This is a genomic window from Cellvibrio sp. UBA7671 (assembly GCA_002483145.1).
Lineage (GTDB): Bacteria > Pseudomonadota > Gammaproteobacteria > Pseudomonadales > Cellvibrionaceae > Cellvibrio > Cellvibrio fibrivorans.
In genome coordinates this window covers 102,903-123,790 of the sequence record DLHJ01000016.1, presented here as the reverse complement: position 1 = coordinate 123,790, position 20,888 = coordinate 102,903, and the positions used below count along the sequence as shown (strand labels likewise).

General features: G+C 47.7%; 24 protein-coding genes and 1 other RNA gene. 9 read left to right on the top strand and 16 right to left on the bottom strand.

The genetic code is table 11. The features are described from left to right. From B4E62_RS16390 to nudE, 3 genes are all read right to left on the bottom strand, one after another. Entirely contained in the window at positions 1–216 is a 216-nt protein-coding gene (locus B4E62_RS16390) for a hypothetical protein (RefSeq protein WP_310068053.1), read from the bottom strand. A 251-nt stretch (positions 217–467) separates the two neighbouring features. After that, positions 468–1,349 (bottom strand): 3'(2'),5'-bisphosphate nucleotidase CysQ, encoded by an 882-nt coding sequence (gene cysQ / locus B4E62_RS16385; protein ID WP_310068057.1) that lies wholly within the window; start codon positions 1,347–1,349, stop codon positions 468–470. Further along, on the bottom strand, positions 1,342–1,944 hold the full coding sequence (nudE, locus tag B4E62_RS16380; protein ID WP_310068059.1) for an ADP compounds hydrolase NudE: 603 nt from the start codon (positions 1,942–1,944) through the stop codon (positions 1,342–1,344). The genes cysQ and nudE overlap by 8 nt, the downstream gene beginning before the upstream one ends. 39 nt (positions 1,945–1,983) lie before the next feature. Here nudE and yrfG point away from each other — a divergent pair, with 39 nt between their 5' ends. The 3 genes from yrfG to hslO are packed head-to-tail and all read left to right on the top strand — an operon-like array spanning position 1,984 to position 4,019. Further along, a complete protein-coding gene (gene yrfG, locus B4E62_RS16375; protein ID WP_310068062.1) occupies positions 1,984–2,640 on the top strand; it encodes a GMP/IMP nucleotidase in 657 nt (218 codons plus the stop codon). A 3-nt stretch (positions 2,641–2,643) separates the two neighbouring features. After that, a complete protein-coding gene (locus B4E62_RS16370; protein WP_310068064.1) occupies positions 2,644–3,075 on the top strand; it encodes an RNA-binding S4 domain-containing protein in 432 nt (143 codons plus the stop codon). Between the two features lie 38 nt (positions 3,076–3,113). Further along, positions 3,114–4,019: an Hsp33 family molecular chaperone HslO gene (hslO, locus tag B4E62_RS16365; protein ID WP_331352794.1), complete on the top strand. Its 906-nt coding sequence runs from the start codon at positions 3,114–3,116 to the stop codon at positions 4,017–4,019. 78 nt (positions 4,020–4,097) lie between these two features. Here the strand turns inward: hslO and B4E62_RS16360 are convergent, their stop codons facing one another. Together B4E62_RS16360 and dbpA are read right to left on the bottom strand one after the other, a co-directional pair. Beyond that, the gene (locus B4E62_RS16360; protein WP_331352793.1) at positions 4,098–5,411 is read right to left on the bottom strand and encodes a gluconate:H+ symporter; all 1,314 of its coding nucleotides are present in this window, start codon (positions 5,409–5,411) and stop codon (positions 4,098–4,100) included. Between the two features lie 66 nt (positions 5,412–5,477). Further along, positions 5,478–6,854 carry an ATP-dependent RNA helicase DbpA gene (gene dbpA, locus B4E62_RS16355; RefSeq protein WP_331352792.1) on the bottom strand — a complete coding sequence of 459 codons (1,377 nt, stop codon included), beginning with the start codon at positions 6,852–6,854 and terminating at the stop codon, positions 5,478–5,480. Between the two features lie 115 nt (positions 6,855–6,969). Between dbpA and B4E62_RS16350 the strand changes: the two genes are divergently transcribed. Next, positions 6,970–7,788, top strand: coding sequence for a MipA/OmpV family protein (locus tag B4E62_RS16350; RefSeq protein WP_331352791.1), 819 nt, complete (start codon positions 6,970–6,972; stop codon positions 7,786–7,788). A gap of 35 nt (positions 7,789–7,823) precedes the next feature. On the opposite strand, the gene B4E62_RS16345 is transcribed toward B4E62_RS16350, so the two are convergent. Next, positions 7,824–8,432 (bottom strand): class I SAM-dependent methyltransferase, encoded by a 609-nt coding sequence (locus tag B4E62_RS16345; protein WP_331352790.1) that lies wholly within the window; start codon positions 8,430–8,432, stop codon positions 7,824–7,826. Between the two features lie 90 nt (positions 8,433–8,522). Here B4E62_RS16345 and B4E62_RS16340 point away from each other — a divergent pair, with 90 nt between their 5' ends. After that, on the top strand, positions 8,523–9,245 hold the full coding sequence (locus B4E62_RS16340; protein WP_331352789.1) for an acyltransferase: 723 nt from the start codon (positions 8,523–8,525) through the stop codon (positions 9,243–9,245). 33 nt (positions 9,246–9,278) lie between these two features. Here the strand turns inward: B4E62_RS16340 and B4E62_RS16335 are convergent, their stop codons facing one another. From B4E62_RS16335 to B4E62_RS16290, 10 genes are all read right to left on the bottom strand, one after another. Beyond that, complete coding sequence (locus B4E62_RS16335; protein WP_331352788.1) at positions 9,279–10,121, bottom strand: hypothetical protein; 843 nt, start codon at positions 10,119–10,121, stop codon at positions 9,279–9,281. 148 nt (positions 10,122–10,269) lie between these two features. After that, a complete protein-coding gene (locus B4E62_RS16330) occupies positions 10,270–10,824 on the bottom strand; it encodes an NUDIX hydrolase (protein WP_331352787.1) in 555 nt (184 codons plus the stop codon). Between the two features lie 20 nt (positions 10,825–10,844). After that, positions 10,845–11,162, bottom strand: a complete 318-nt coding sequence (locus B4E62_RS16325) for a DUF3301 domain-containing protein (RefSeq protein WP_310068080.1) — start codon at positions 11,160–11,162, stop codon at positions 10,845–10,847. 141 nt (positions 11,163–11,303) lie between these two features. Further along, positions 11,304–11,513 (bottom strand): cold-shock protein, encoded by a 210-nt coding sequence (locus B4E62_RS16320; RefSeq protein ID WP_039912329.1) that lies wholly within the window; start codon positions 11,511–11,513, stop codon positions 11,304–11,306. 282 nt (positions 11,514–11,795) lie between these two features. Then, positions 11,796–12,170: a hypothetical protein gene (locus B4E62_RS16315; protein WP_331352786.1), complete on the bottom strand. Its 375-nt coding sequence runs from the start codon at positions 12,168–12,170 to the stop codon at positions 11,796–11,798. Between the two features lie 36 nt (positions 12,171–12,206). Further along, positions 12,207–12,722, bottom strand: a complete 516-nt coding sequence (locus B4E62_RS16310) for an MgtC/SapB family protein (RefSeq protein ID WP_310068086.1) — start codon at positions 12,720–12,722, stop codon at positions 12,207–12,209. Between the two features lie 21 nt (positions 12,723–12,743). Next, on the bottom strand, positions 12,744–15,287 hold the full coding sequence (ubiH, locus tag B4E62_RS16305) for a 2-octaprenyl-6-methoxyphenyl hydroxylase (protein ID WP_331352785.1): 2,544 nt from the start codon (positions 15,285–15,287) through the stop codon (positions 12,744–12,746). Beyond that, positions 15,284–16,810, bottom strand: a complete 1,527-nt coding sequence (locus B4E62_RS16300) for an ArnT family glycosyltransferase (protein WP_331352784.1) — start codon at positions 16,808–16,810, stop codon at positions 15,284–15,286. Before B4E62_RS16300 ends, ubiH begins: the two co-directional genes overlap by 4 nt. Further along, on the bottom strand, positions 16,797–18,125 hold the full coding sequence (gene pepP / locus B4E62_RS16295) for a Xaa-Pro aminopeptidase (RefSeq protein ID WP_310068092.1): 1,329 nt from the start codon (positions 18,123–18,125) through the stop codon (positions 16,797–16,799). Before pepP ends, B4E62_RS16300 begins: the two co-directional genes overlap by 14 nt. 18 nt (positions 18,126–18,143) lie before the next feature. Next, complete coding sequence (locus B4E62_RS16290) at positions 18,144–18,758, bottom strand: UPF0149 family protein (RefSeq protein ID WP_310068094.1); 615 nt, start codon at positions 18,756–18,758, stop codon at positions 18,144–18,146. 230 nt (positions 18,759–18,988) lie between these two features. Here B4E62_RS16290 and B4E62_RS16285 point away from each other — a divergent pair, with 230 nt between their 5' ends. The 4 genes from B4E62_RS16285 (at position 18,989) to B4E62_RS16270 (ending at position 20,482) form a co-directional block, all read left to right on the top strand. Then, positions 18,989–19,195 carry a TIGR02449 family protein gene (locus tag B4E62_RS16285; RefSeq protein WP_133680147.1) on the top strand — a complete coding sequence of 69 codons (207 nt, stop codon included), beginning with the start codon at positions 18,989–18,991 and terminating at the stop codon, positions 19,193–19,195. 11 nt (positions 19,196–19,206) lie between these two features. Continuing rightward, entirely contained in the window at positions 19,207–19,506 is a 300-nt protein-coding gene (locus tag B4E62_RS16280; RefSeq protein ID WP_331352783.1) for a cell division protein ZapA, read from the top strand. Between the two features lie 127 nt (positions 19,507–19,633). Further along, positions 19,634–19,810: non-coding RNA, 6S RNA (gene ssrS / locus B4E62_RS16275), on the top strand. A gap of 33 nt (positions 19,811–19,843) precedes the next feature. After that, positions 19,844–20,482 (top strand): 5-formyltetrahydrofolate cyclo-ligase, encoded by a 639-nt coding sequence (locus B4E62_RS16270; protein WP_331352782.1) that lies wholly within the window; start codon positions 19,844–19,846, stop codon positions 20,480–20,482. The last annotated feature ends 406 nt before the right edge of the window (positions 20,483–20,888 follow it).

The following is a 20,888-nucleotide window of genomic DNA, read 5'->3' as shown; positions in this document are numbered from 1 at the left end:
CTAGTAATGCACGGGTAAACGCTTCAGCATAGCTTGGCGCGCACTGATTAATTCTTTATAAGTTTGGATCATGGTGAAATTCACCTGCGCGCCATTTAATTTCAATTCGGCCAGTTGGCGCTCATAATCGGAGATTTCGCGCAGCAGTTTGTCGCGCATTAAATCAGCACGGCTAGTATTAAAATCGGCCTTTAAATTTTTGCTTTGTCTTCTCATGAATAACGCTCCCTAAGAACTGAATAACAAAAGTAGTGTGGCGGGTGTTGCAGAGGATTATTTGATTCGAGAAAGTTTTGTGTAGGTCTGTATAGATTTTCATTCCCTGCCAATGAAGACTAGCCCAGATGCATAACTATTAACCACCTTGAACTTAGAATATTTTCTTCTCGAACCACTAGCACTTTGGTTATAAAACCGGCGGGATTGTCGCTGCACCTCTCAGGTGCAACCGCTCAAATTCAACAAGATTAATTGACCAACTCATCGGCCACCAACAATTTTTCCCAAAAGAAGTTTTTATCGCCTAGCGCATAAAAATGTGGATTGAGCAAATCTTCAGACGCGTTGTATATCAGCGCTGGCAATGAGGGGTTCGCGCAGACGACTTGCCCACCTGCAGCCTCTAATACAGCCTGTGCCGCGGCGGTATCCCACTCCGAGGTAGGTGCCAAACGCGGATAAAAATCCGCGAGTCCTTCGGCAATCACACAAAACTTAAGTGAACTACCGGCATTAGTGGTCTCTATCGCACCCGGCCAATTGTGAGTAATTGTCTCCATTAAATCGACAGTGGCCTGGGTGTTGTGGCGATGGCTGAGTAATACAGTAAAGGGTTGCTTCCCGGAAAATCGTTCCAGTAGCGGACGCACGGTGATAGGTTTGCGATGGCCACCCTCCATATACTTGAACGCACCTATGCTACTGGCATCGCGCGCATCCAGCACTCCGAGGTAAGTGACGTCAGTGACTGGCACATGAACCACACCCAGAAGTGCTCGGCCACGCTGGATCAGCGCAATATTGACGGTGAACTGGCCATTGCCGGCGATAAATTCCTTGGTGCCATCGAGGGGATCGACCAACCAATAGTGTTCCCATAAATTGCGGTCGGCAAACTCGGGGATTTCCCCCTCTTCCGAGATAACCGGCAGCGGCAACAACTTCGGCAACTCAGCGCTAATCAACCGGTGTGCCGCTAAATCGGCCGCTGTCAGAGGCGATTCATCGGTCTTTTGTTCGATGTTGTAGCTGTCTTTGTTGTTGTAGATAGCCATTATTGCCGCCCCCGCGCGGCGGCTGAGATCGACTAGCTGTTCGATCAACTCGGCGCTGATAGGATGATTAGTCATACTTGACCTCCGGTGTTAAGGATAAATCCAACACTGGCTCGGGTGCCTGGTAATTACCCGCCAACCATTCGCGAACCATAAACAGGGCCGCGATACTGCGGCCTTCGCAGACATCGGCGCGGGCAATCAGCTGCAGCAAATCCGATAAAGGATAGGGCACGACTTCAATAGGCTCGGGTTCATCGCCCTCCAGACGTTCGGGGTAGAGCTCCCAGGCGATGACTACATTAATACCGTGCTCCATATAGGCGGGCGAGAGATTGATGCGTTTGAGGAATTGCAGTTTGCGGGCACCGTAACCCACCTCTTCTTTCAGTTCACGGTTAGCCGCCGCCAGCAGGGTTTCGCCCTGGTCGATCGCACCTTTGGGTAGCGCGAGGTGGTAATCCTCAATGCCGGCCGCATATTCGCGCACCAAAAGCACCGTATTTTCATCGAGCAAGGGTACAATAAGCACCGCCCCCGGCCCTCCGGAACAGAGCTTCTCGTAGGTGCGCTCTTCACCGTTGCTAAAACGCAGGTGAATTTCATCGGCACGGAATAATCGGCTGCGCGCTACTGTCGCGCGCTTCAAAATACTGGGCTTGGTCGGCATAGGTCGAGTACAGTTTGCAGAATGTGGTGAGACAATTTTATGATCAATTGGGACTTAATAGATACTGTCATGCTGGATATGGATGGTACCTTGTTGGATCTGCATTTCGATAATTATTTTTGGTTGGATCACCTGCCCCAGCGCTACGCGCAAATCCACAATGTCGATCTGGCCACCGCCAATGCAAAATTAAAAGCCGATATTCATCAACACGAAGGCACCTTGCAGTGGTACTGCCTGGAATTTTGGTCCAAGGCACTGGATGTCGATATCGTCAGCTTAAAAGACGAAGTCAAACACAAAATCCAGATCCGCCCCCATGTTGGCGAATTTTTGCGGCGGTTGCGCGCGCGTGGCAAAAAAGTATTGCTGGTGACTAATGCGCACCCGCAAAGCCTATCGCTCAAAATGCAAGTGACCCAAATCGATCAATGGCTGGATGTAATTATTTCATCGCACGAATTTAATGAGCCAAAAGAATCGCAAAAATTCTGGCAGGAATTACAAGCGCGTGAACAATTTGATCCCGCGCGCACCTTATTTATTGATGACACGGTACGCATTTTAGATTCTGCCAAAACCTTTGGCATTAAACATTTGCTGGGCATTCATCAGCCCGATAGCAAAATTGAGCGGCGTATGGAGCAGTACCCAGCCATCCATCACTTTGATGAAATTATGCCAGCGGTAAATTAATGTATGAGTAAGCAGAAAACCGAACAAGACGATGACGACGATAAAATCCGCATTGACAAATGGCTGTGGGCCGCGCGCTTTTTTAAAACCCGCAGCCTCTCCAAACAGGCGATCGACGGCGGCAAGATTCATTGCGATGGCCAGCGCATCAAACCCAGCAAAGAAGTCACTGTGGGTTTGGTGTTAACTATCCGCCAGGATCTGGATGAAAAAATCGTTGTGGTAAAAGCGTTATCTGCCCAGCGCCGCGGCGCACCGGAAGCAGCATTGTTGTACGAAGAAACCGAAGAAAGTAAAACCCTGCGCGAAAAACGCACCGCCGAACGTAAAGCCGGGCTGGGCAGCTACATCATCAGCCACCAGCGCCCCAGCAAAAAAGACCGCCGCCATATTCACCGCTTCCAGCGCATTAATTTACTGGGCGACGACAATTAATTGTTAGTGAGATAACTGCTTTTTAATGAGACAGATATATGCCAAGCAATGATCTACTGCACCGTTTTTTATTTGATGACTGCGATATTCGCGGCGAGATAGTCACCTTGGGTGACAGCTATCGCGAAGTGTTAAGCCACAACCCGCAGGTTCCCGCTATTCGTCGTTTACTCGGTGAATTTTTGGCAGCAGTGGGATTGTTATCCAGCACCTTAAAGTTTGATGGAAAAATTATTCTGCAAGCGCGCGGTGACGGCCCAGTCAGCACCATTATGGCTGAGTGCAATCATCATAATGATTTGCGTGGCATAGTGCGCATTAATCCCAATATAGAACTTAGCGATGAATTAGCCAGTCATGGTAGCCTGCAAAAGCTATTAGGCAACGGCATTTTGGTTATCACTATTGAGCCGCAGCGCAGTGAGAATTTCGGCGGCACACTTGAACGCCATCAAGGTATAGTACCTATGGATGCGGAAAATCTTGCGGGTTGTTTGGAGCACTATTTTTACCAATCAGAACAGCTTGCCACCCGCTTGTGGTTTGCTGCCAATAACGATATTGCGACCGGATTTTTAATTCAGGCGTTACCGCAACAATTAATTACTAACGAGGAAGACAACCAGGATAAATGGGAAACCATTATCACCCTGGCCGACACCATTAAGGCAGAGGAATTGTTGGAGCTGGAGCATTCAACAGTGCTCTATCGTCTATTCAACGAGCAACCGTTGCGACTATATGAACCAAAAGCGTTGCGCTTTGCCTGCAGCTGCTCGCGCGAGCGCAGCGCTAACGCACTCCTGGCGATTGGCAACGAAGAGGTTGAATCATTATTAATCGAGAAAGGTAGCATTGATATCGACTGCCAGTTCTGCAACCAGCACTATCATTTTGCGGCTGATGAAGTGCGCAAATTACTGGGTGGCAATATACTTCATTAATTTTCTTCATGTGTCCGTAGGTTGGAAAAACGCCCGATCTGCCTCCAGGTCGGGCGTTTTATTTTAATGCAGCAAACTTCAAACAAAAACATCCAATACCAACACACCAATTAATCCCATCACCCCAATAATTGTTTCCATCAGCGACCAGGATTTAAAGGTATCTTTTAAACTCAAATTAAAATATTCCTTATACATCCAAAACCCTGAATCATTTACGTGGGAGCACATTAAACTACCAGCACCAATGGCCAACACCATCAGGTTTGGGTCAGCACCGGTCAGCGGAATAATCGGCGCAACAATACCGGCTGCAGTTAGGCCCGCAACAGTAGCAGAACCCAGAGCAATGCGGATAACGGTTGCAATCAACCAGGCCAATATCAAAGGATTGAGTGCAATATTTTCCAGCGAGTGCGCTAACTGCTCGCTCACTCCGCTAACGACCATCACTTGTTTTAATGCACCGGCACCAGCGACAATCAATAAAATAACAGCGATATCTTTAATTGCATCGCTATACACATTCATCACTTTGCCAATGCTCATACCGCGCTTTAACCCCAAAGTCACTGTCGCTATAGCAAGCGCGATCATCAGCACTATCATCGAATTACTTAGAAGTTTTATCAGCGGTGTTTCTGCAAGCGCAGTGGGCAAGGTATAAACAGCAATACTGCTCAGTGCAATTAACAACACCGGCAGCAATGCAGTAATAAAACTATTGGCAACGCCGGGTAATTCACCCTCTGGCAAATCAGTCGGTTTAAAGGTAGCAAGTGGTGTGCTTTGAATGGATTTCAAACGGGAGGAAAAAAGTGGCCCCGCGACAATCATGGTGGGAATGGCGACCATGATTCCATAAAACAATGTGGTGCCCATACTCGCGCCGAACTGTGGAATCAATGCAACAGGTGATGGATGGGGTGGTAGAAAGCCGTGAGTCACAGAGAGCGCGGCGAGCAGCGGAATACCTAAATACACTGCGGGCAATTTGGTTTGGTACATTACTGAAAATACCAGCGGTACTAACAAGACGAATCCGACATTGTAAAACAAGGGTATACCGACGATAAAACCGGTGAGCATCAGTGCCCAGGTAATATATTTTGGCCCGCACCAATTCATTAAACTGCGACTGATTTGTTGCGCAGCGCCCGACTCCGCAACAAGTTTTCCGAACATGGCGCCGAGGCATAAAATAATGGCCAGCGACCCCAACATTGCACCAATCCCCGCTTCAATTGTTGCAGGAATTTTATCGAGTGGAATACCCAGCATTATCGCGGCGGATATGGCCGAAACCAGAAATGCGAGAAATGGATTGAGTTTTAATCCGGTAATGAGCACCACAAGGATCAGGATTGCTATGACGACTGCTGCTATGGCCATGGGTTTTCCTTTTATTTATGCGTTATTTTTTTGTGCTGTACGCTGATAGCTAAATCTGAAGCCTTACTAGAGTTTTCGCGCGCGAAACTTTCGTCCTTTTAACTTTCCATCCGACAACTGTTTTAATGCTGCGCGCGCGATGCTGTGATCCACTGCCACATAAGCAGAAAAATCAAACATATCGATTTTACCGATTTTTTCAAAGGGTAAACCTGCGTCTTTGGTTAAGGCACCGATAATATCACCAGGGCGTAATTTATCTTTTTTGCCACCATCAATATGCAAAGTCACCATGGTGGGGACAGGGAGAGATTTTTTATCGGCTTGTGGCAGAGGCTCCAGAGCAATCGACTGCTTCATATAATCTTCGAGGCGATTGATTTTATGCACTTCTTTCTGCACGACCAAATTTAATGCCAAGCCAGATTCACCAGCACGACCGGTGCGGCCAATGCGATGCACATGCACTTCGCTGTCGCGTGCCAAATCCACATTAATTACTGCATCCAATCCTTTGATATCAATGCCGCGTGCAGCAACATCGGTGGCAATCAATACCGAACAGCTTCTATTGGAAAAACGCACTAATACCTGATCGCGCTCTTTTTGTTCCAAGTCACCATGCAATGCCAACGCATTCACACCCTGGTCACGCAAATAATCCAACAATTCATCGCAAGCGATTTTGGTATTGCAAAATGCGATGGAGGTTTCCGGTTGAAAATGCGCCAGCACGGTTAATACGGCGGGATAGATTTCATCGTCAGCACGCAATTCATAAAAGTGCTGTTCGATATTGGTTTCGGAGTGGATAGATTCCACACTAACCATTTGCGGATCGCGCTGGCAGCGCGTGCTGATTTTTTTTATATCGTCAGGATAGGTAGCAGAAAATAATAACGTTTGGCGATCTGTGTTACAGGCTTCTAATACCTTATCGATATCTTCTGAAAAACCCATCTCTAACATACGATCAGCTTCGTCCAGAACTAACTGATTGACGCTATCGAGTTTTAATGTGCCTTTAGCGATGTGATCGACAATACGCCCCGGCGTTCCGACAACAATGTGCGCTCCACGTTCAAGCGAGCCAATTTGCGGCCCAATTGAAACACCACCACAAAGCGTCAACACTTTTACGTTATGGGTCAAGCGTGCAAGGCGACGAATTTCTTTTGCGACTTGATCAGCAAGCTCACGCGTTGGGCAAAGCACTAACGCCTGTACACCAAAAAAACGCACATTTAATTTTTCCAGCAGCGCAATACCGAAAGCGGCAGTTTTTCCGCTACCGGTTTTTGCCTGGGCAATAATATCTTGTCCTTGCAAAACCAGGGGTAAACTTTTTGCCTGAATGGGTGTCATCTCGTTATACCCGAGTGATTCAAGGTTGGCGAGCATATCGGCGCTGAGCGGTAAAGATGAAAAAGCAGTGGTAGTCACAGGAATCTCTATGGGATAAGTAATTACGTGGATAATGGCGGCAGAATACCAGTAAAATCCCTTCAAGTCGCCCATCGATAAGGGCTAAGCGCACTATTGGATTAGATCATTTTTTATGAATTTACATTACTTATTGAAGCTCGCCGTTACATCGATCCTGCTCACCGGTATTTGCAATATCAGCAATGCGCAGGATGACACCGATAAAAAATGGGAACTTGGATTAGGCATAGGAGCTGTCACCGGTCCTGATTATCGTGGGTCTGATGAGTACCGCAGTTTTATCAGCCCGATCCCCTATGTTGTCTATCGCGGAAAAATAATTCGCTCGGATCGAGAGGGTATTCGCGGAAATTTTTTACGCACCGATCAATACGAATTTACTTTTAGCGCCAGTGCGGCCATTACTCCCGATACCGACAAAAATGAACTGCGTGAAGATATGCCGGAATTAGGCTCCACTCTGGAGCTTGGGCCATCGTTTAATATCAATTTAACAGGCGCTGATTTTTCACACGGCTGGCATTTACAAATCCCTTGGCGAGCGGTGTTTGCCATAGATGCAGATGAATCAGGTTATATCGGCTCCGCCTTTCAACCGCAATTTGTTTATCGCACCCGGCTTAGTGATTGGACATTTACTTATCGCGCAGGCGTGATGTTTGCGAGCGATGACTATCACGATTATTACTACAATGTAAAACAAGAGTATGTGACTGAAGCGCGCCGTTATTTTGATGCCGATGGAGGCTATAGCGGTTGGAATAATCAAATGGCATTGAGCCGCAGCTTTAATCACAGCGGGATTAAAACCCGGCTTGCATTATTTATTCGCTACGACAATATCAGCGGAACCGATTTTAATAAAAGCTCGCTGGTGTCGACTGATCACTCTTATCGCGGCGGCTTTGCGTTTATTTGGGTAATTAAATGATGACACTCGCCGTGTTTTGTAAGCGGTGTAATTTTTTATACGCGCCGCAACAGGCCGAGGGTTTTTATCAACGGCATAGCCTCGAATAAACCCGAAGCCTGAGCCAACTTCCAAATTTCAAACGGCGGACGACCGCCATCGGCGGGATTGGGAAATACATCGTGAATCGCGAGCCACCCACCACGCACTACGTGCGGCGCCCAAGCGCGGTAATCGGTTAACGCAGCCTCCATACTATGGCCACCATCAATAAACACCATACTTAAAGGTGTAGCCCAATAACGCGCAGCTAGTTGTGATGGAGCAACAATGGGCACCACCGTATTTTCAAGCTGCGCACGCGCAAGCGTATGGCGAAATTCACGGAAGCTATCCATTTTGCCAAATTGCGCATCATAGAGCGCAGGGTCGTGATACTCCTCGCCCAATTGATGCTCTTCCGAGCCGCGATGATGATCAACTGCAAATAAAACACTATTGGCTTTTTTGCAGGCACTGCCGAGATAAACAGTGGATTTACCACAGTAACTGCCAATTTCCAAACAGGGACCGAGTGCGGCTACCGCGAGCGCCTGCTCGTATAAAACAGCACCCTCTTCGCCATCCAAAAAACCTTTTACTGAATTTATATCAATTGGCAGCATTGTTATTCTCGCTCATAATCACTGCATTTATTCTAACAGACATGCACTCGCAACAAACATCTTCACCTATTTAACAAGCGAATTCGCCTTATGCGCCGCAGCAGCACACCCTACCCGGTCAAACGACTCTATAAAATTATCAACCAATGGTATGTGAAGCGTTTTATTGCACCGCAATTTGATAGCTTGGGTAGCGTTCCTGAAATTGCACACCCGCGCAGCCTGGTCATTTTTGGCCGCAATATTCATTTGGGAAAATATGCGCAAATTATTTGCGCGAGCGATAACTGTGTGCGCTTTACCAGTTGGCCAAGTAAACAAGCCGATGCGGAAATTGTTATTGGCGATTACTGTTTGATTTCACCGGGCGTGCGCATCTCAGCTGCAAAATCAATTCGTATTGGCGATAACTGTATGTTCGCGGCCAATGTCACTATTAGCGATAGCGATTGGCACGGCATTTACAACCGCATCCGCCCATTTCGCTGCACCAAATCTGTGGTGATTGAAAATAATGTATGGCTGGGTGAGCGAGTTATCGTCAACAAAGGCGTAACCATTGGCGAGAACTCAGTGGTGGGGGCAGGATCGGTAGTGACCAAAAACATTCCTGCAAATTCAGTAGCGGCAGGTAATCCAGCGCGCATTATTAAAACGATTAATCCCAAGCGCAGAATGCTCAAACGAGAATTATTGTTTAACAATGCGGAGCATTATTTTTATAATCAGGATCAGCTGGATAAATTTATGCTGGGCAATAACGGTTGGCTGAATTGGTTACGAAGCCTACTTTCACCCAACCGCAATGACTAAGCCAATAAAGTGCTGGCAAACACTGTGCGCCGCTTACTCAAAACGGCAATCTTTCAACACCAGCTTACTCGGACTGCCCTGCCAATAATGGGAAACCGTGCCGGTTAATTTGGCGAATTCACCTTCCTGTAATTTTGCTGCTCTGGCGCGAGCCTCTGGCGCCATACGACAAACAATCGGCGGCCAGAAAGTAGATTCATCCGCGTCGAGCGTTTGAAGGATGCCGTTCCTGTCAATGGTAACTTTATACCAGAGTTCAATGGTGCCTTCGTTTTCAAGTGGTGAACCTATAGTCCCATCCAAAAGATAACGTTTACCCTTGTAATGCGCGGTGATCATTTCTGCGGTTTTACGTTTTGACAATCGGTAAATATCTTTTGCTAACCAGCGAGGCTGAATCTCAACTATGGGTTCTGGTACGATCGCCGCTCTCGCAGCGGCCGCTATAGCATCTCCTTCAGCTCCGGTTTTAATTCTGGCCACCATGCCACACATACCGGCTCGAATATCTTCCGGTTTTGCCACGGTGCGCCGATTCAGTTTTGTGCGAATGCTGACATCCGCAGCTGTACCCTTGTTAACCGCTGTGAGATAGATCAAAAATGGATGGCGCCCATTTTTCTGTTCGATGGTGAGGGTACCTTGGGACCCAGTTGATTCCTCACCCAATACATTAAAACCATCTGCTAACGCAATCGCGCGCAACTGTCCCAGCGCACTAGCCGAACCAAGATCGTTAATGGTAGTGGACGTTGAGAACTCGGCACCGTTGCGAGGATCACCTTCGGCAACGAAGTTTTTTTCACAGGTATTCGCGCTTAACTGCGCGGCAGTTGCCAACAATATTATTGATGTTATAAACGGGATAACTTTCATTGAGATTTCCTTTATCAATTAAACCCTGGTACACACAGGCATGACTATTAACTCTAAACAGAGCTGGATTACCAATCTGTAAAAAAGTGTAGCTCGCCTTAATCGACTCCAATAGCTGTTTATCCTTTTAGCCTGTGGAGGTGGGCGACTAACCCAAGGCAACACGCAACAAAGCGGCAACAGAAATACCATCGGTAATCTCACCGCGCTTTACCATTTCAATGGCATCAATAAGCGGCAACTTTTTAACTTCAATATCTTCAGTGACCTCAAGCTGTTGTTGCCCGGGAAATAAATCCCGCGCAACAAACACTACACAAAATTCATCAGTGACTGAATTGGATAAATGCATGGTCATTAACTGCTGCCAATTATGGGCCTGCAGGCCAACCTCTTCTTCCAGTTCACGCTGCGCAGCATGTAACGGGCTTTCGCCTTGCGGACAGCCGCCTTCCGGAATTTCCCAGGTAAATTGATTGAGGGTATAGCGGCTTTGTTTTACCAGCCAGGTATTGCCCTCATCATCAATTGGCACTACACCGATTGCGGTATTTTTAAAATGCACAACACCGTAGATACCATCGGTACCTTTAGGGGTTATGACTTCTTCGTGGGAAACTTTTAGCCAGGGATTTTCGTAAACAATTGACGAGGTTTTTGTTTTCCATCCACCGACTTTTTCTCTGGGGAACTTTTCTGTCATGTGCAATCCGGAGTTGAAAATCAGTGAACGCGATGCGGGTCGAGTTCGACCTGGGTAATGCGAGAGCCAAGCATAATCACGCGACCAAAATAGCGATCTGCACCTGACACCGTGAACTCAAAATAAAATGCGCGCCAGAGCGATAACTTTCCCAGTTCATTGCGTTTGAACCACAGGCGCCGCAGATAGACGTTTTCATCCAGCAACTGCACTTGCATTTCTTCGCAGCGCTTTTGCGCTGCATGATAAGCGCGATCTTTAACGAGCAGCGCACCGCGCCAGTAATAAATAAAAATCGCTATGCAGGTGAGCCAAATAATGGATTGCAGATCAAACATGGAGGAAAAGCCAACAGCGAGGGCAACAAAAACCCAACGCTCATAAAGAGTGGAAGAGAATAGCGAATGAGAAGACAACAAGCCCCTAAAACAGCAAAGGGCGATTGATTGCTCAATCACCCTTTTCGGAACTCACTCAACTTAGAGTGGAGTTACGTTTTCTGCTTGCGGACCCTTTTGACCTTGGGTTACTTCGAAAGTCACTTTCTGACCTTCTTTCAAGGTTTTACGGCCATTGCCGTTGATTGCACGGAAGTGTACAAATACATCTGCACCACCTTCACGCTCAATAAAACCATAACCCTTGTCATCGTTGAACCATTTAACAACACCAGAGACTAGATCTGACATAGCTTCCTCATCTTGCATCTAAAACGTCAGCGTAGCTGACCGAACAAAAAAACCGACTTTACTAAAAGCCAGAGTGAAATAGCTTGAAATAAAGCTATTGCTCAGGTCGTGGTACGTCCAAGTGTCTTCAGCAAGCGGTTGTCTTACAAAAGTCTAGTCTTGGGGCGGATCTCAATCTGTAGCAGTTCAAAATTAAAACACTAAGCCTTATCGAGTCAAGCAGTTATCTATGAAATTAGTGATTATCGACACTTTTTGTAATGCTGTGTAAGAGGCACACAATTAATCGGGCATTTTTCGGCTGTCATCGCTTTGCTTGCCATTATTTTGTGCAGATTTTGCAGTCGCTTTACCCAAGGTTTCGTGCAAAAACAGTGCAAGCGGAATTAAAGTAAACCCAAGAATCATCACGTGGCGCTTAATGCTTTGAAATTCGTAACCTTGCTTTGCTAATTGATAACATGCCAGCGCCCAGGCAGCCGCCGCAAAATATCCCCAGCGCTGCTGTTTAAAAACGCCCCAGGCAATTGTTGCAGTGACGCAGGCTAAAAATAATCCGTAGATATTAAGAAATGAAATAAAACCGGCAATGGATGCAACTAAAATAATTAATAGGAGGCTATTTAATACGTTTGCAACAATCAGTAGTTTTGACATAAATACTTCTTTAAAAATGTTACTTTTCTACACCAACTAATCTGAACTGGATTTACCTTTACCGCGCCAGTCCTGATATTTTTTATGTACGCCGCGCGTAAATGCCTGCGAGTAGTCCTCAAGAAAGTCTACCCCCACGAGCACCAGAATAACCACCAGTGATAATTTGATCGCCACCATGTTGTAGCCTATCGCAATTACAACGCCAATAGACGCCAACATCCAGATGGTAGCCGCCGATGTAACGCCCAGCACAAAACCATCGCGCGCCAGCATTACCCCTGCACCGAGAAAGCCAATACCGGTAATTACCTGCCCGATAATGCGCGAGGGATCTGTGACCACTTTTTCCGGACCCGCCATGTGGGCCGAAACATACAGCGATGCCGCGATAAAAATATAAGTGCCTAGCGTGATCAGGGAAGAGGTGCGGATTCCCACCGGCTTGCCGCGTAACTGGCGCTCAATACCGATAATGCTCCCGCACAACAGCGAGGTTCCAATCGCATGCCAATCAAAGGGCGTGACTGACAGTATCGCCTCTACATCCATAGACTCACCTCTAGCGCCGACTCAAGAAACACCCAGTGCAGTATTGATAATGATTTTTTTAATTGCTGATACAGAGTTTAGTTGGCGCATGCCAGTATTGCGCAACCAATTTACGGCCAGAGTGCGATTGCCAAACAAACGCTTGAAGCCCTCCATTGCCGACATCATGCCCAGATTACTGGCGAGACGCTGGCGCTGGTAACGGCGCAGGATTGAATAGTCCGCAAGCGGAATAGCGCGCGTGAGGGCTCGTTCGATTTCTTGCGCAAGCGCGATCACGTCGAGCAAACCTAAATTGACACCCTGCCCTGCGAGCGGATGAATGTTGTGTGCCGCATCGCCAACCAATGCGATACCGGGCTGGATATAACTAGTAGCATGACGCTGGCGCAAAGGGATTGCATAGCGTTTATCGCAAGCGATAACGCGACCAAGGCGCGCCTCAAATGCGGAGGTTAAACGCGCACAGAAATCTTCATCATTCAACGCTATTAATTCTGAGGCCAAATCATCTTCTGCTGACCAGACGATCGAACAACTATGTGCATCGCCATTATGTTGCAGCGGTAAAAATGCCAGCGGCCCGGTGTGCATAAAGCGTTGCCACGCGGTAAATTCGTGCGGCCGCTCAGTGCGTACCGTAGTGATAATCGCCTGCTGGCCATACTCCCACTCGCGCGTAGAAAATTCTGTAAGTTCGCGTACTTTAGATTGCGCTCCATCGGCGGCAATTAATAGCGGAGCTGTAATTTCGTTACCGTTGGATAATTGCACACGCACGCGAGGAAACTCGGCTTGTGCAGGAATAACTTGCGCAACGGCAACCGGTTGGATCAGGAAAATATTGTTATGCTGCGCCATACGCACACGCAATTGATTGACGATCACCGAGTTTTCGATGATATGCCCGAGATGGCTTTGATGTACCTCGGCACAATCAAACTCAATCGCAGCGGTGCCTTCACCGTCCCAGACTTTCATTTCGCGATAGGCACAGACACGTTGCGCGACTATGTCATCCCAGCAGCCGATATCTGCTAATAATTTTTGCGATGCATGCGTAAGTGCAACTACACGCGGATCAAAATGATCGCCGCTAAAATGTTGTACATCACTGCCAGCTTCGATTACGGCAATACGCAAGTTCTGAGCTGCATCAGTTTGTGCAATCGTACAGGCGAGCGACGCACCAACCAAACCGGCACCGACAATAATTACATCAAACTCTGAATTATTTGCCGACTCGTCGTCACTCCCGCGCAAGCAAGAATCAATAATTTCTTCATCGCCGACTGATGCAGAATTCACTTCATCCAACTTCCAACGAAATTGGCGACCAGCAGTACCCATGGTCTGCGCGATAAATTGGTTTTTAATGAGAGGAATAGATTCGAGGCTTAATAAGCCTAGATGACGCATGGCGATCAGAGGCAACTGATCGCTGGAAAACAGCCGCACTAATTTATCGCTAAATTCAATCGTAATTTGCTGATCAAGCGATTGCTTGTGGAGATAGGATTGCAATACCGTCAAATCGCCGGGTGATTTCTTTTCCGCAATTGCCTCGCGCAGGGTTTCTACCAAACAGACGCAATCGCGCAACGCGAGATTAAACCCCTGCCCCGCCACCGGATGTAAAAAATGTGCAGCGTTGCCGAGCAACACCAAATGCGAACGAATTTGCTCTTCAGCCAACACCAGCTGCAATGGATAGGAAAAACGTTTGGCAACACGATTAAACCGCCCCACACGAAAACCAAATCGCTCCTGCAACTGTATAAGAAAATCGGCATCATTTAGTGCCAGAATTTGATCGGCTTGCGCCGCAGGTAAAGTCCAAACTAATGCAGATTGCTGTGCACTATTGGATTCACCTAAGGGCAAAAGCGCAACTGGGCCATCGGCTGTAAAACGCTCGTAAGCAACGCCATGATGTGGCTCGGAAAATTCGACATTGGTAATGATAGCGGTTTGACCATAAGCGCGCACTTGCGTACCTATGCCGAGCGATTTACGCAAGGGTGAATCGCCACCATCGGCGATCACAGCAAGTGATGTTTTTATTAAGAATTCTTGCGCGTTAGTTTTAACATTCAACAATGCACAATCTTGTTGTGGGGTTAACGCAGTTACTGTAGATGAAGCAAAACATTGAATATTATGTTGTGCTTGTACATGTTCGAGCAGAACCTTTCCCAACCAGGCATTTTCAACCACATAACCTACAGCATCGAGATTATTTTCTTTTGCATCGATCACACCGCCCAGAAAATGCCCACGATCAGATACATGCACTTGCGCAATAGGCGTTATGTGTTGCTGCAATAAATCCCACAAACCCAACTCGCGCAAAATCGCAACAGTGCCGTATGCGAGCGCTGTCGAGCGCGCGTCAAAACTCGGTTGGAAATGCATTTCATCCGCACGCGCGAACGCCTGCGCTTCAATCAACGCAATACGCAATTGTGGTTGACTGGCAGAAAGCAAACTGGCGAGACTAGCGCCCACCATGCCGCCTCCAATAATGACGATATCAAAAGTATCTTTTTGGATTACAACGTTCATTGCCGATCCTTATAACCTGCCACACACACAGCGCTCTCAACTAAAGGCGCGGTAATTAACTGGCGCACTGTTACCATATTTTTATAATCACAGGTTGCGACTAGCCCATTTACCAAATTGGCATCAGCGAGTCTGGCAACCTGAACATCAATTCCCTTTTGTTTTTCAAGCTGAGCATAGAACTTGAGTTCCGGATTGTAGTCAGTGAAGCCTGCTGTATTGTCCGCCCCGTCATCGAGAACAATTATGCGATTGGACATTCGCCCAGCGGTGTGCAAATGATTAAATAGAATACCGTATTGACTGATATGGGTTTTATCTTTTGATTTTGCGGGCAAACTTATTGCATTCCTAAAAACAGAAATAATCACAGGTAAAGCAATAAACATAACAAGAAATGCTCGCCAGTAATTAATAGGAACTTGCATACCTTTTTTTATAGCGTCAACCAAAGCGATAGCGGCAGCTATGCACAGTAAAGGAATCACCGGAATTAGATACCAATGAAGCTGCGTTTTGGCGGTGGTAAGTAGAATTAAAATTCCTGCGCCCGATAAAAAGGTTATCTGCGCAAGACGTTTGCGCGCGACATCCGCGCCCAACAGTGAATAACCAAGTAACAATAAAAACAAGCACCCGGGTACCCACTGCTTAAGCAGTTCACGCAGATAAAACCAGGTACCTTTGTAGTGTGATTCATTCGTTTCGCTGTAGCGGCCACCCAGCTCATTCATCCACACTGCCTGCAAATAACCTGCATCGTAGCTTTCACGAACGATGTAATAACTTGCGCAAATTAAGCAGGAAAATATTGCTACTAACCACCAGCGCCAATCATTAATAACATTTAGCACCTGACCAGTTAGGAGTAAAAATAAACACAGGCCTACTACACCAAAAAAGCCTGCTGGACCTTTGGTCATCACCGCCAATACCAGAAAAATTCCCGTGCTCAACATCCAGACTATTTTTTGTCGCCCTGATTGTGCCAACGCTTGCCAAACGCTCAGCACATACCCTGTCGTAAATAACGCGAGAAGTGTATCAAAGTCACCTGTGTGAGCACCGTGAATGCCCGTGTAACCCTTGGAGCTTAGCAAGAGCGCTGCAGCGATTAGCGCAGCCAATCTATCGCGTAAACCAAAACGTACAGCGGCCCAAACCATAATCAGAGTTGCAGCGGCGGCCAATGCGGAGGGCAGGCGCAAAGCCAATAAGGGCGGCAAATCCAGTTTCATTAAGCCGGCAATCAGCCAAATTAGTAGCGGCGGTTTGGTATTCCAATGATCAGGAACGCCTTCGTAGGTTGGCACAAGCCAACCGGAGCCGAGCGCCATTTCCAACGCGTTATTTGCATTGCGGCTTTCATCCCAATACTGCATGGGTAGGCCTTGATAATTCCAAAGTAATGCAATTAGTGCCGAAATGACTAATCCGCCGATACAAAATGCATCAACTAACCAGGGAGCAGCTCTCCATGTATTTACTTGATAAAAATCTGCATTACTATCAAGCGCCCGCATAAGTCCCTGCCATCAAGGCTTCGATTTCCACAACAGTTTTTGGTACGTCTTTAGTAAGCACTTCGTTGCCGTCTTTGGTGATAACCACATCGTCTTCGATGCGGATGCCAATGCCGCGCCATTTTTTGGCGACGCGCTCATTGTCGGGAGCAACATAAATACCCGGTTCAACAGTCATCACCATACCCGGTTCGAGCACACGCCATTCACCACCGACTTTATAATCGCCGACATCGTGCACGTCCATTCCCAGCCAGTGACCGGCGCGATGCATATAAAATTCTTTGTAAGCTTCACTTTTAATTAATTCGCTTACGTCACCTTCAAGCAAACCAATTTTTACCAAACCTTCAGTGATGACGCGCACTGTGGCTTCGTGAGGATCATTCCAATGCTTACCTGGCTTACATTCAGCGATGGCTTCGAGCTGGGCTTGCAAACAAATTTCGTAGAGGGCTTTTTGTTCAGGAGAAAATTTTCCGCTGACGGGAAAGGTGCGGGTGATGTCAGCGGCGTAATAATCCAGTTCGCATCCCGCATCGATCAACACCAGATCACCATTTTTGAGCGGCGCAGAATTTTCGATGTAATGCAAAATGCAGCCATTTTTTCCGCCGCCAACAATCGTGTTATACGCGGGAAAACGCGCGCCGCTCATTTGGAATTCATGCAGGATTTCGGCTTCGAGTTGGTATTCCATCACGCCCGCTTTACTCGCTTTCATGGCGCGCACATGAGCGCGCGCAGAAATTTCGCCGGCTTCTTTCATCACACGCAATTCAGCGGCGCTTTTAAATAAACGCATATCATTTAAAAAATGACTTAAATCCAAAAACTCGCCGGGTGGGGTTGCACCTGAGCGCACTTTGGCGCGGATGGTGTTGACCCAGTCCATCACATGTTTATCGAATTCGCTGTCTTTACCCATGGAGTAATAAACGCGCTGTTTGCCCTCAAGCAAGCCCGGTAAAATTTCATCGATATCGTCGATAGGAAATGCATCGTCGGCTTCAAATTCACTGCACGCACCTTCGGGGCCAGCGCGATAACCGTCCCAAATTTCGCGTTCGCGGTTGCGCTCGCGCACAAACAAAACATATTCGCCATGTTCGCGGCCAGGGATTAACACCAGCACCGCTTTGGGTTCTTCAAAACCTGACAGATATAAAAAGTCGCTGTCCTGACGGTAGTGATATTCGGTGTCGCGGCTGCGCGGACGCTCAGGCGCGGCGGGAACTATGGCGATGGAGTTGGGCTCCATGTGCGCCATCAAAGTTTTGCGGCGGCGGGCAAATTCAGTTTTGGAAATTCTCATAGAGGCACTCGCAAACAATTAATGCAATTGATTCGACGCTGGCGCCATGCTTGCAGGATTTACACCTTCAGCATGTTCGGCAGAAAATTCAAAATAGAGTGAGTTGACAACGACGCGGACATATTCGGTGACTTCCATGTAATCCGCCTCTGCGCTGGGTTCATCCTCTTCATCATCGGCCTGGATTTGTACGATGTTCGCCAGGTCCTGGAGCATTTCTTCAAATTCTTCGTTGATCACACGTTTGCCCTGGTGATCAACACTGCCGAATCCTGTGAGGAACCCGTGACACCATTCGCTTAGGGCGCGCACGCGATCATTGAGCGTGTTGTCATCGTCCGGCAGCATGAGTTTCAAACTGAATTGGCCGCGCAATTGATCGCAGGTGGTGTGATACAAACGGCTTAGAGCGATGCGCACTTGCTCGTCGGGGGCGGCGATAAAATCGAGGAATTCGACCGCCTCCAACAACCAGTTGATTTCGCTCAGGGTCGCACCGCCCGATAATTTCCCGCACAACAAACCGTGCAGTTCGGAGGGGCTATTGAGGGTGCCGAGGGGCGCCAACAGGTTGGCCAGATCGTCAAAATTCAGGGGAGTGAGCAGTTGTTCGGGGGAAGTTGTATCGGTCATAGAGGCCTCTCATCGCAGTGGATGAATGCTATCACGATTGGCTTGGGTGACTCTGCAAACTTTTTATATAGCGATTTATAAGGTTGAGGCGGTTCAAGTAAAACCTGTTTGTTTATCATTTGATAACAACCAACTTCTCGAATTCACATTAACTTGGGCTGCGCGATTGACCACCCGTCGAGTGCGCAATATAGTGGGCGACCCGCGCTATTTATTGGTTATTTATTATCATGTCTGACGATCTGTTACTCGCCCTCGAAACCAAGCTGGATAAGCTGATCCTGCTGTGCAATCGCCTGCAGCAAGAAAACGCCGAACTGAAAACCCGCGAAAGCGAGTGGCAGCGCGAGCGGGTACGCCTGATCGAGAAGAATGAATTGGCGCGCAGCCGCGTAGAAGCCATGATCACCCATTTACGTAATTTGGACGCTGAGTAATCGAGGCATCAATGAGCAACGAAACTGTTTTTGTAAAAATCCTCGATAAAGAATACCAGGTCGCCTGCCCGCGCGAAGAGCGCCAGGCCTTGGTGGAGTCGGCGCAATTACTTGACGAGCGCATGAAGGCGATCCGCGGTACCGGCGCCGTCATCGGCCTTGAGCGCATTGCGGTAATGGCTGCGCTCAACCTGAGCCATGAATTGTTGCAAGCGAAAACTAGCAGCGCAGGCACTGGAGGATCAGCCAACCACAGTGATTTGCTGCGTCTGAATGAAAAACTGGATCGCAGTTTGGCCAATCTGGTTTAAAAGCGAGCACAAGCGCAAATTGCACCTTTTTACCAGCCCCGTTTAAGACGATTAACAGCTAACCGGTTAACTAAGCCAAGCATAATTTCATTTGCGGAAGGCCAGTGACCTTGGGTTATACTGGCGCCACGCCCTGGAATGTTTGCAAACCGACAAGTCCTTGAGCCGATTTCCACAAAACTGGTGGTGTCTCGTTGTGTTTGGTGTGCATGTCCGCCTGACGGAAAGCCTTAAAAACCACAGGTGCTACCTCCTTGAACCTATGGGTTCAAGGCCAGCTTGGTTGCGGCATTTCGGGGTCTCTTAACTCACTTCTGTGTTTTTTTTAAGGCTATTTATGGCCGATTCGTTTGATTCCCAATACGACCAACCACTCAATCATCTCGCACTGACCAAAAAGCAACTGCGCAATGAATTGCGTGCGCGCCGCCATGCCCTTAATCCCACCCAACAACTGCAGGCATCGATGTTCCTGCTACGCCATTTGATGAAGCTGCCGCAATTTATGCGCGCGCGCAATGTTGCTCTGTATATGGCAAATGATGGTGAAATCGACCCTGAGCCGATTATCCGGCAGCTGTGGAAAATGGAAAAGCATTGCTTTTTACCGGTGCTGCGACCGGACAAGCGCAAGGATTTGTGGTTTGTGGAATACACACCCGATGCCCCACTCACCAAAAATCGCTTTGGTATTCCTGAGCCGGACTTCCGCTCACAGCACAGAATGTCGGCGCAATTGCTAGATGTAGTCTTGATGCCGCTAGTTGGATTTGATCGGACAGGAGCGAGGTTGGGAATGGGAGGCGGTTTTTACGATGCGACCTTCGCCTTCAAACAAAAAAAACTGACAGGGAAACCGGTGCTGATTGGTTTGGCGCACGCTTGCCAGCAAGTCGATGCACTTGCCACTGATACTTGGGATATACCGCTGTTTGCGATTGCAACCGATAAAGAAATTATCCTGACGCAAACCTAATATTGTCTCCATCGCATCCCGCCGAAAATCTCACTCCACAAAAAACAACTCCCGCCGAAGCGGGAGTTGTTGTCGAAAATTCCGTTTACTCGCCTGTTACTACTCAGAGGTGGATTCTACGGCGGCCTCTGCAAATGACACTAACGCGCCTATATCCAACAGGGTTACACATACTCCCAAGCAAAACAAAAAAATTACAACGGAGAGAACATCGACTTTCATGGTTGTAACCTTGCGCAACATTATTTTTGAAAAAAACAACAGCCCTTACGTCAACCACAAAACAGCCCGAGGCTGTGACGTGAATAAATAATAGGCAAGGAATGGTAATAATGAAACACGAGCGATGGATAAAATCGCAAAAAGCAGCACAATATCGCAAAAATAATGCGTTTTTCCCGAGGTT

Coding starts and splice junctions, on each gene's coding strand:
- B4E62_RS16390 (WP_310068053.1), bottom strand. CDS start 216: ATGAGAAGACAAAGCAAAAATTTAAAGGCCGATTTTAATACTAGCCGT.
- cysQ (WP_310068057.1), bottom strand. CDS start 1,349: ATGACTAATCATCCTATCAGCGCCGAGTTGATCGAACAGCTAGTCGAT.
- nudE (WP_310068059.1), bottom strand. CDS start 1,944: ATGCCGACCAAGCCCAGTATTTTGAAGCGCGCGACAGTAGCGCGCAGC.
- yrfG (WP_310068062.1), top strand. CDS start 1,984: ATGATCAATTGGGACTTAATAGATACTGTCATGCTGGATATGGATGGT.
- B4E62_RS16370 (WP_310068064.1), top strand. CDS start 2,644: ATGAGTAAGCAGAAAACCGAACAAGACGATGACGACGATAAAATCCGC.
- hslO (WP_331352794.1), top strand. CDS start 3,114: ATGCCAAGCAATGATCTACTGCACCGTTTTTTATTTGATGACTGCGAT.
- B4E62_RS16360 (WP_331352793.1), bottom strand. CDS start 5,411: ATGGCCATAGCAGCAGTCGTCATAGCAATCCTGATCCTTGTGGTGCTC.
- B4E62_RS16350 (WP_331352791.1), top strand. CDS start 6,970: ATGAATTTACATTACTTATTGAAGCTCGCCGTTACATCGATCCTGCTC.
- B4E62_RS16345 (WP_331352790.1), bottom strand. CDS start 8,432: ATGCTGCCAATTGATATAAATTCAGTAAAAGGTTTTTTGGATGGCGAA.
- B4E62_RS16340 (WP_331352789.1), top strand. CDS start 8,523: ATGCGCCGCAGCAGCACACCCTACCCGGTCAAACGACTCTATAAAATT.
- B4E62_RS16335 (WP_331352788.1), bottom strand. CDS start 10,121: ATGAAAGTTATCCCGTTTATAACATCAATAATATTGTTGGCAACTGCC.
- B4E62_RS16330 (WP_331352787.1), bottom strand. CDS start 10,824: ATGACAGAAAAGTTCCCCAGAGAAAAAGTCGGTGGATGGAAAACAAAA.
- B4E62_RS16325 (WP_310068080.1), bottom strand. CDS start 11,162: ATGTTTGATCTGCAATCCATTATTTGGCTCACCTGCATAGCGATTTTT.
- B4E62_RS16320 (WP_039912329.1), bottom strand. CDS start 11,513: ATGTCAGATCTAGTCTCTGGTGTTGTTAAATGGTTCAACGATGACAAG.
- B4E62_RS16315 (WP_331352786.1), bottom strand. CDS start 12,170: ATGTCAAAACTACTGATTGTTGCAAACGTATTAAATAGCCTCCTATTA.
- B4E62_RS16310 (WP_310068086.1), bottom strand. CDS start 12,722: ATGGATGTAGAGGCGATACTGTCAGTCACGCCCTTTGATTGGCATGCG.
- ubiH (WP_331352785.1), bottom strand. CDS start 15,287: ATGAACGTTGTAATCCAAAAAGATACTTTTGATATCGTCATTATTGGA.
- B4E62_RS16300 (WP_331352784.1), bottom strand. CDS start 16,810: ATGCGGGCGCTTGATAGTAATGCAGATTTTTATCAAGTAAATACATGG.
- pepP (WP_310068092.1), bottom strand. CDS start 18,125: ATGAGAATTTCCAAAACTGAATTTGCCCGCCGCCGCAAAACTTTGATG.
- B4E62_RS16290 (WP_310068094.1), bottom strand. CDS start 18,758: ATGACCGATACAACTTCCCCCGAACAACTGCTCACTCCCCTGAATTTT.
- B4E62_RS16285 (WP_133680147.1), top strand. CDS start 18,989: ATGTCTGACGATCTGTTACTCGCCCTCGAAACCAAGCTGGATAAGCTG.
- B4E62_RS16280 (WP_331352783.1), top strand. CDS start 19,207: ATGAGCAACGAAACTGTTTTTGTAAAAATCCTCGATAAAGAATACCAG.
- B4E62_RS16270 (WP_331352782.1), top strand. CDS start 19,844: ATGGCCGATTCGTTTGATTCCCAATACGACCAACCACTCAATCATCTC.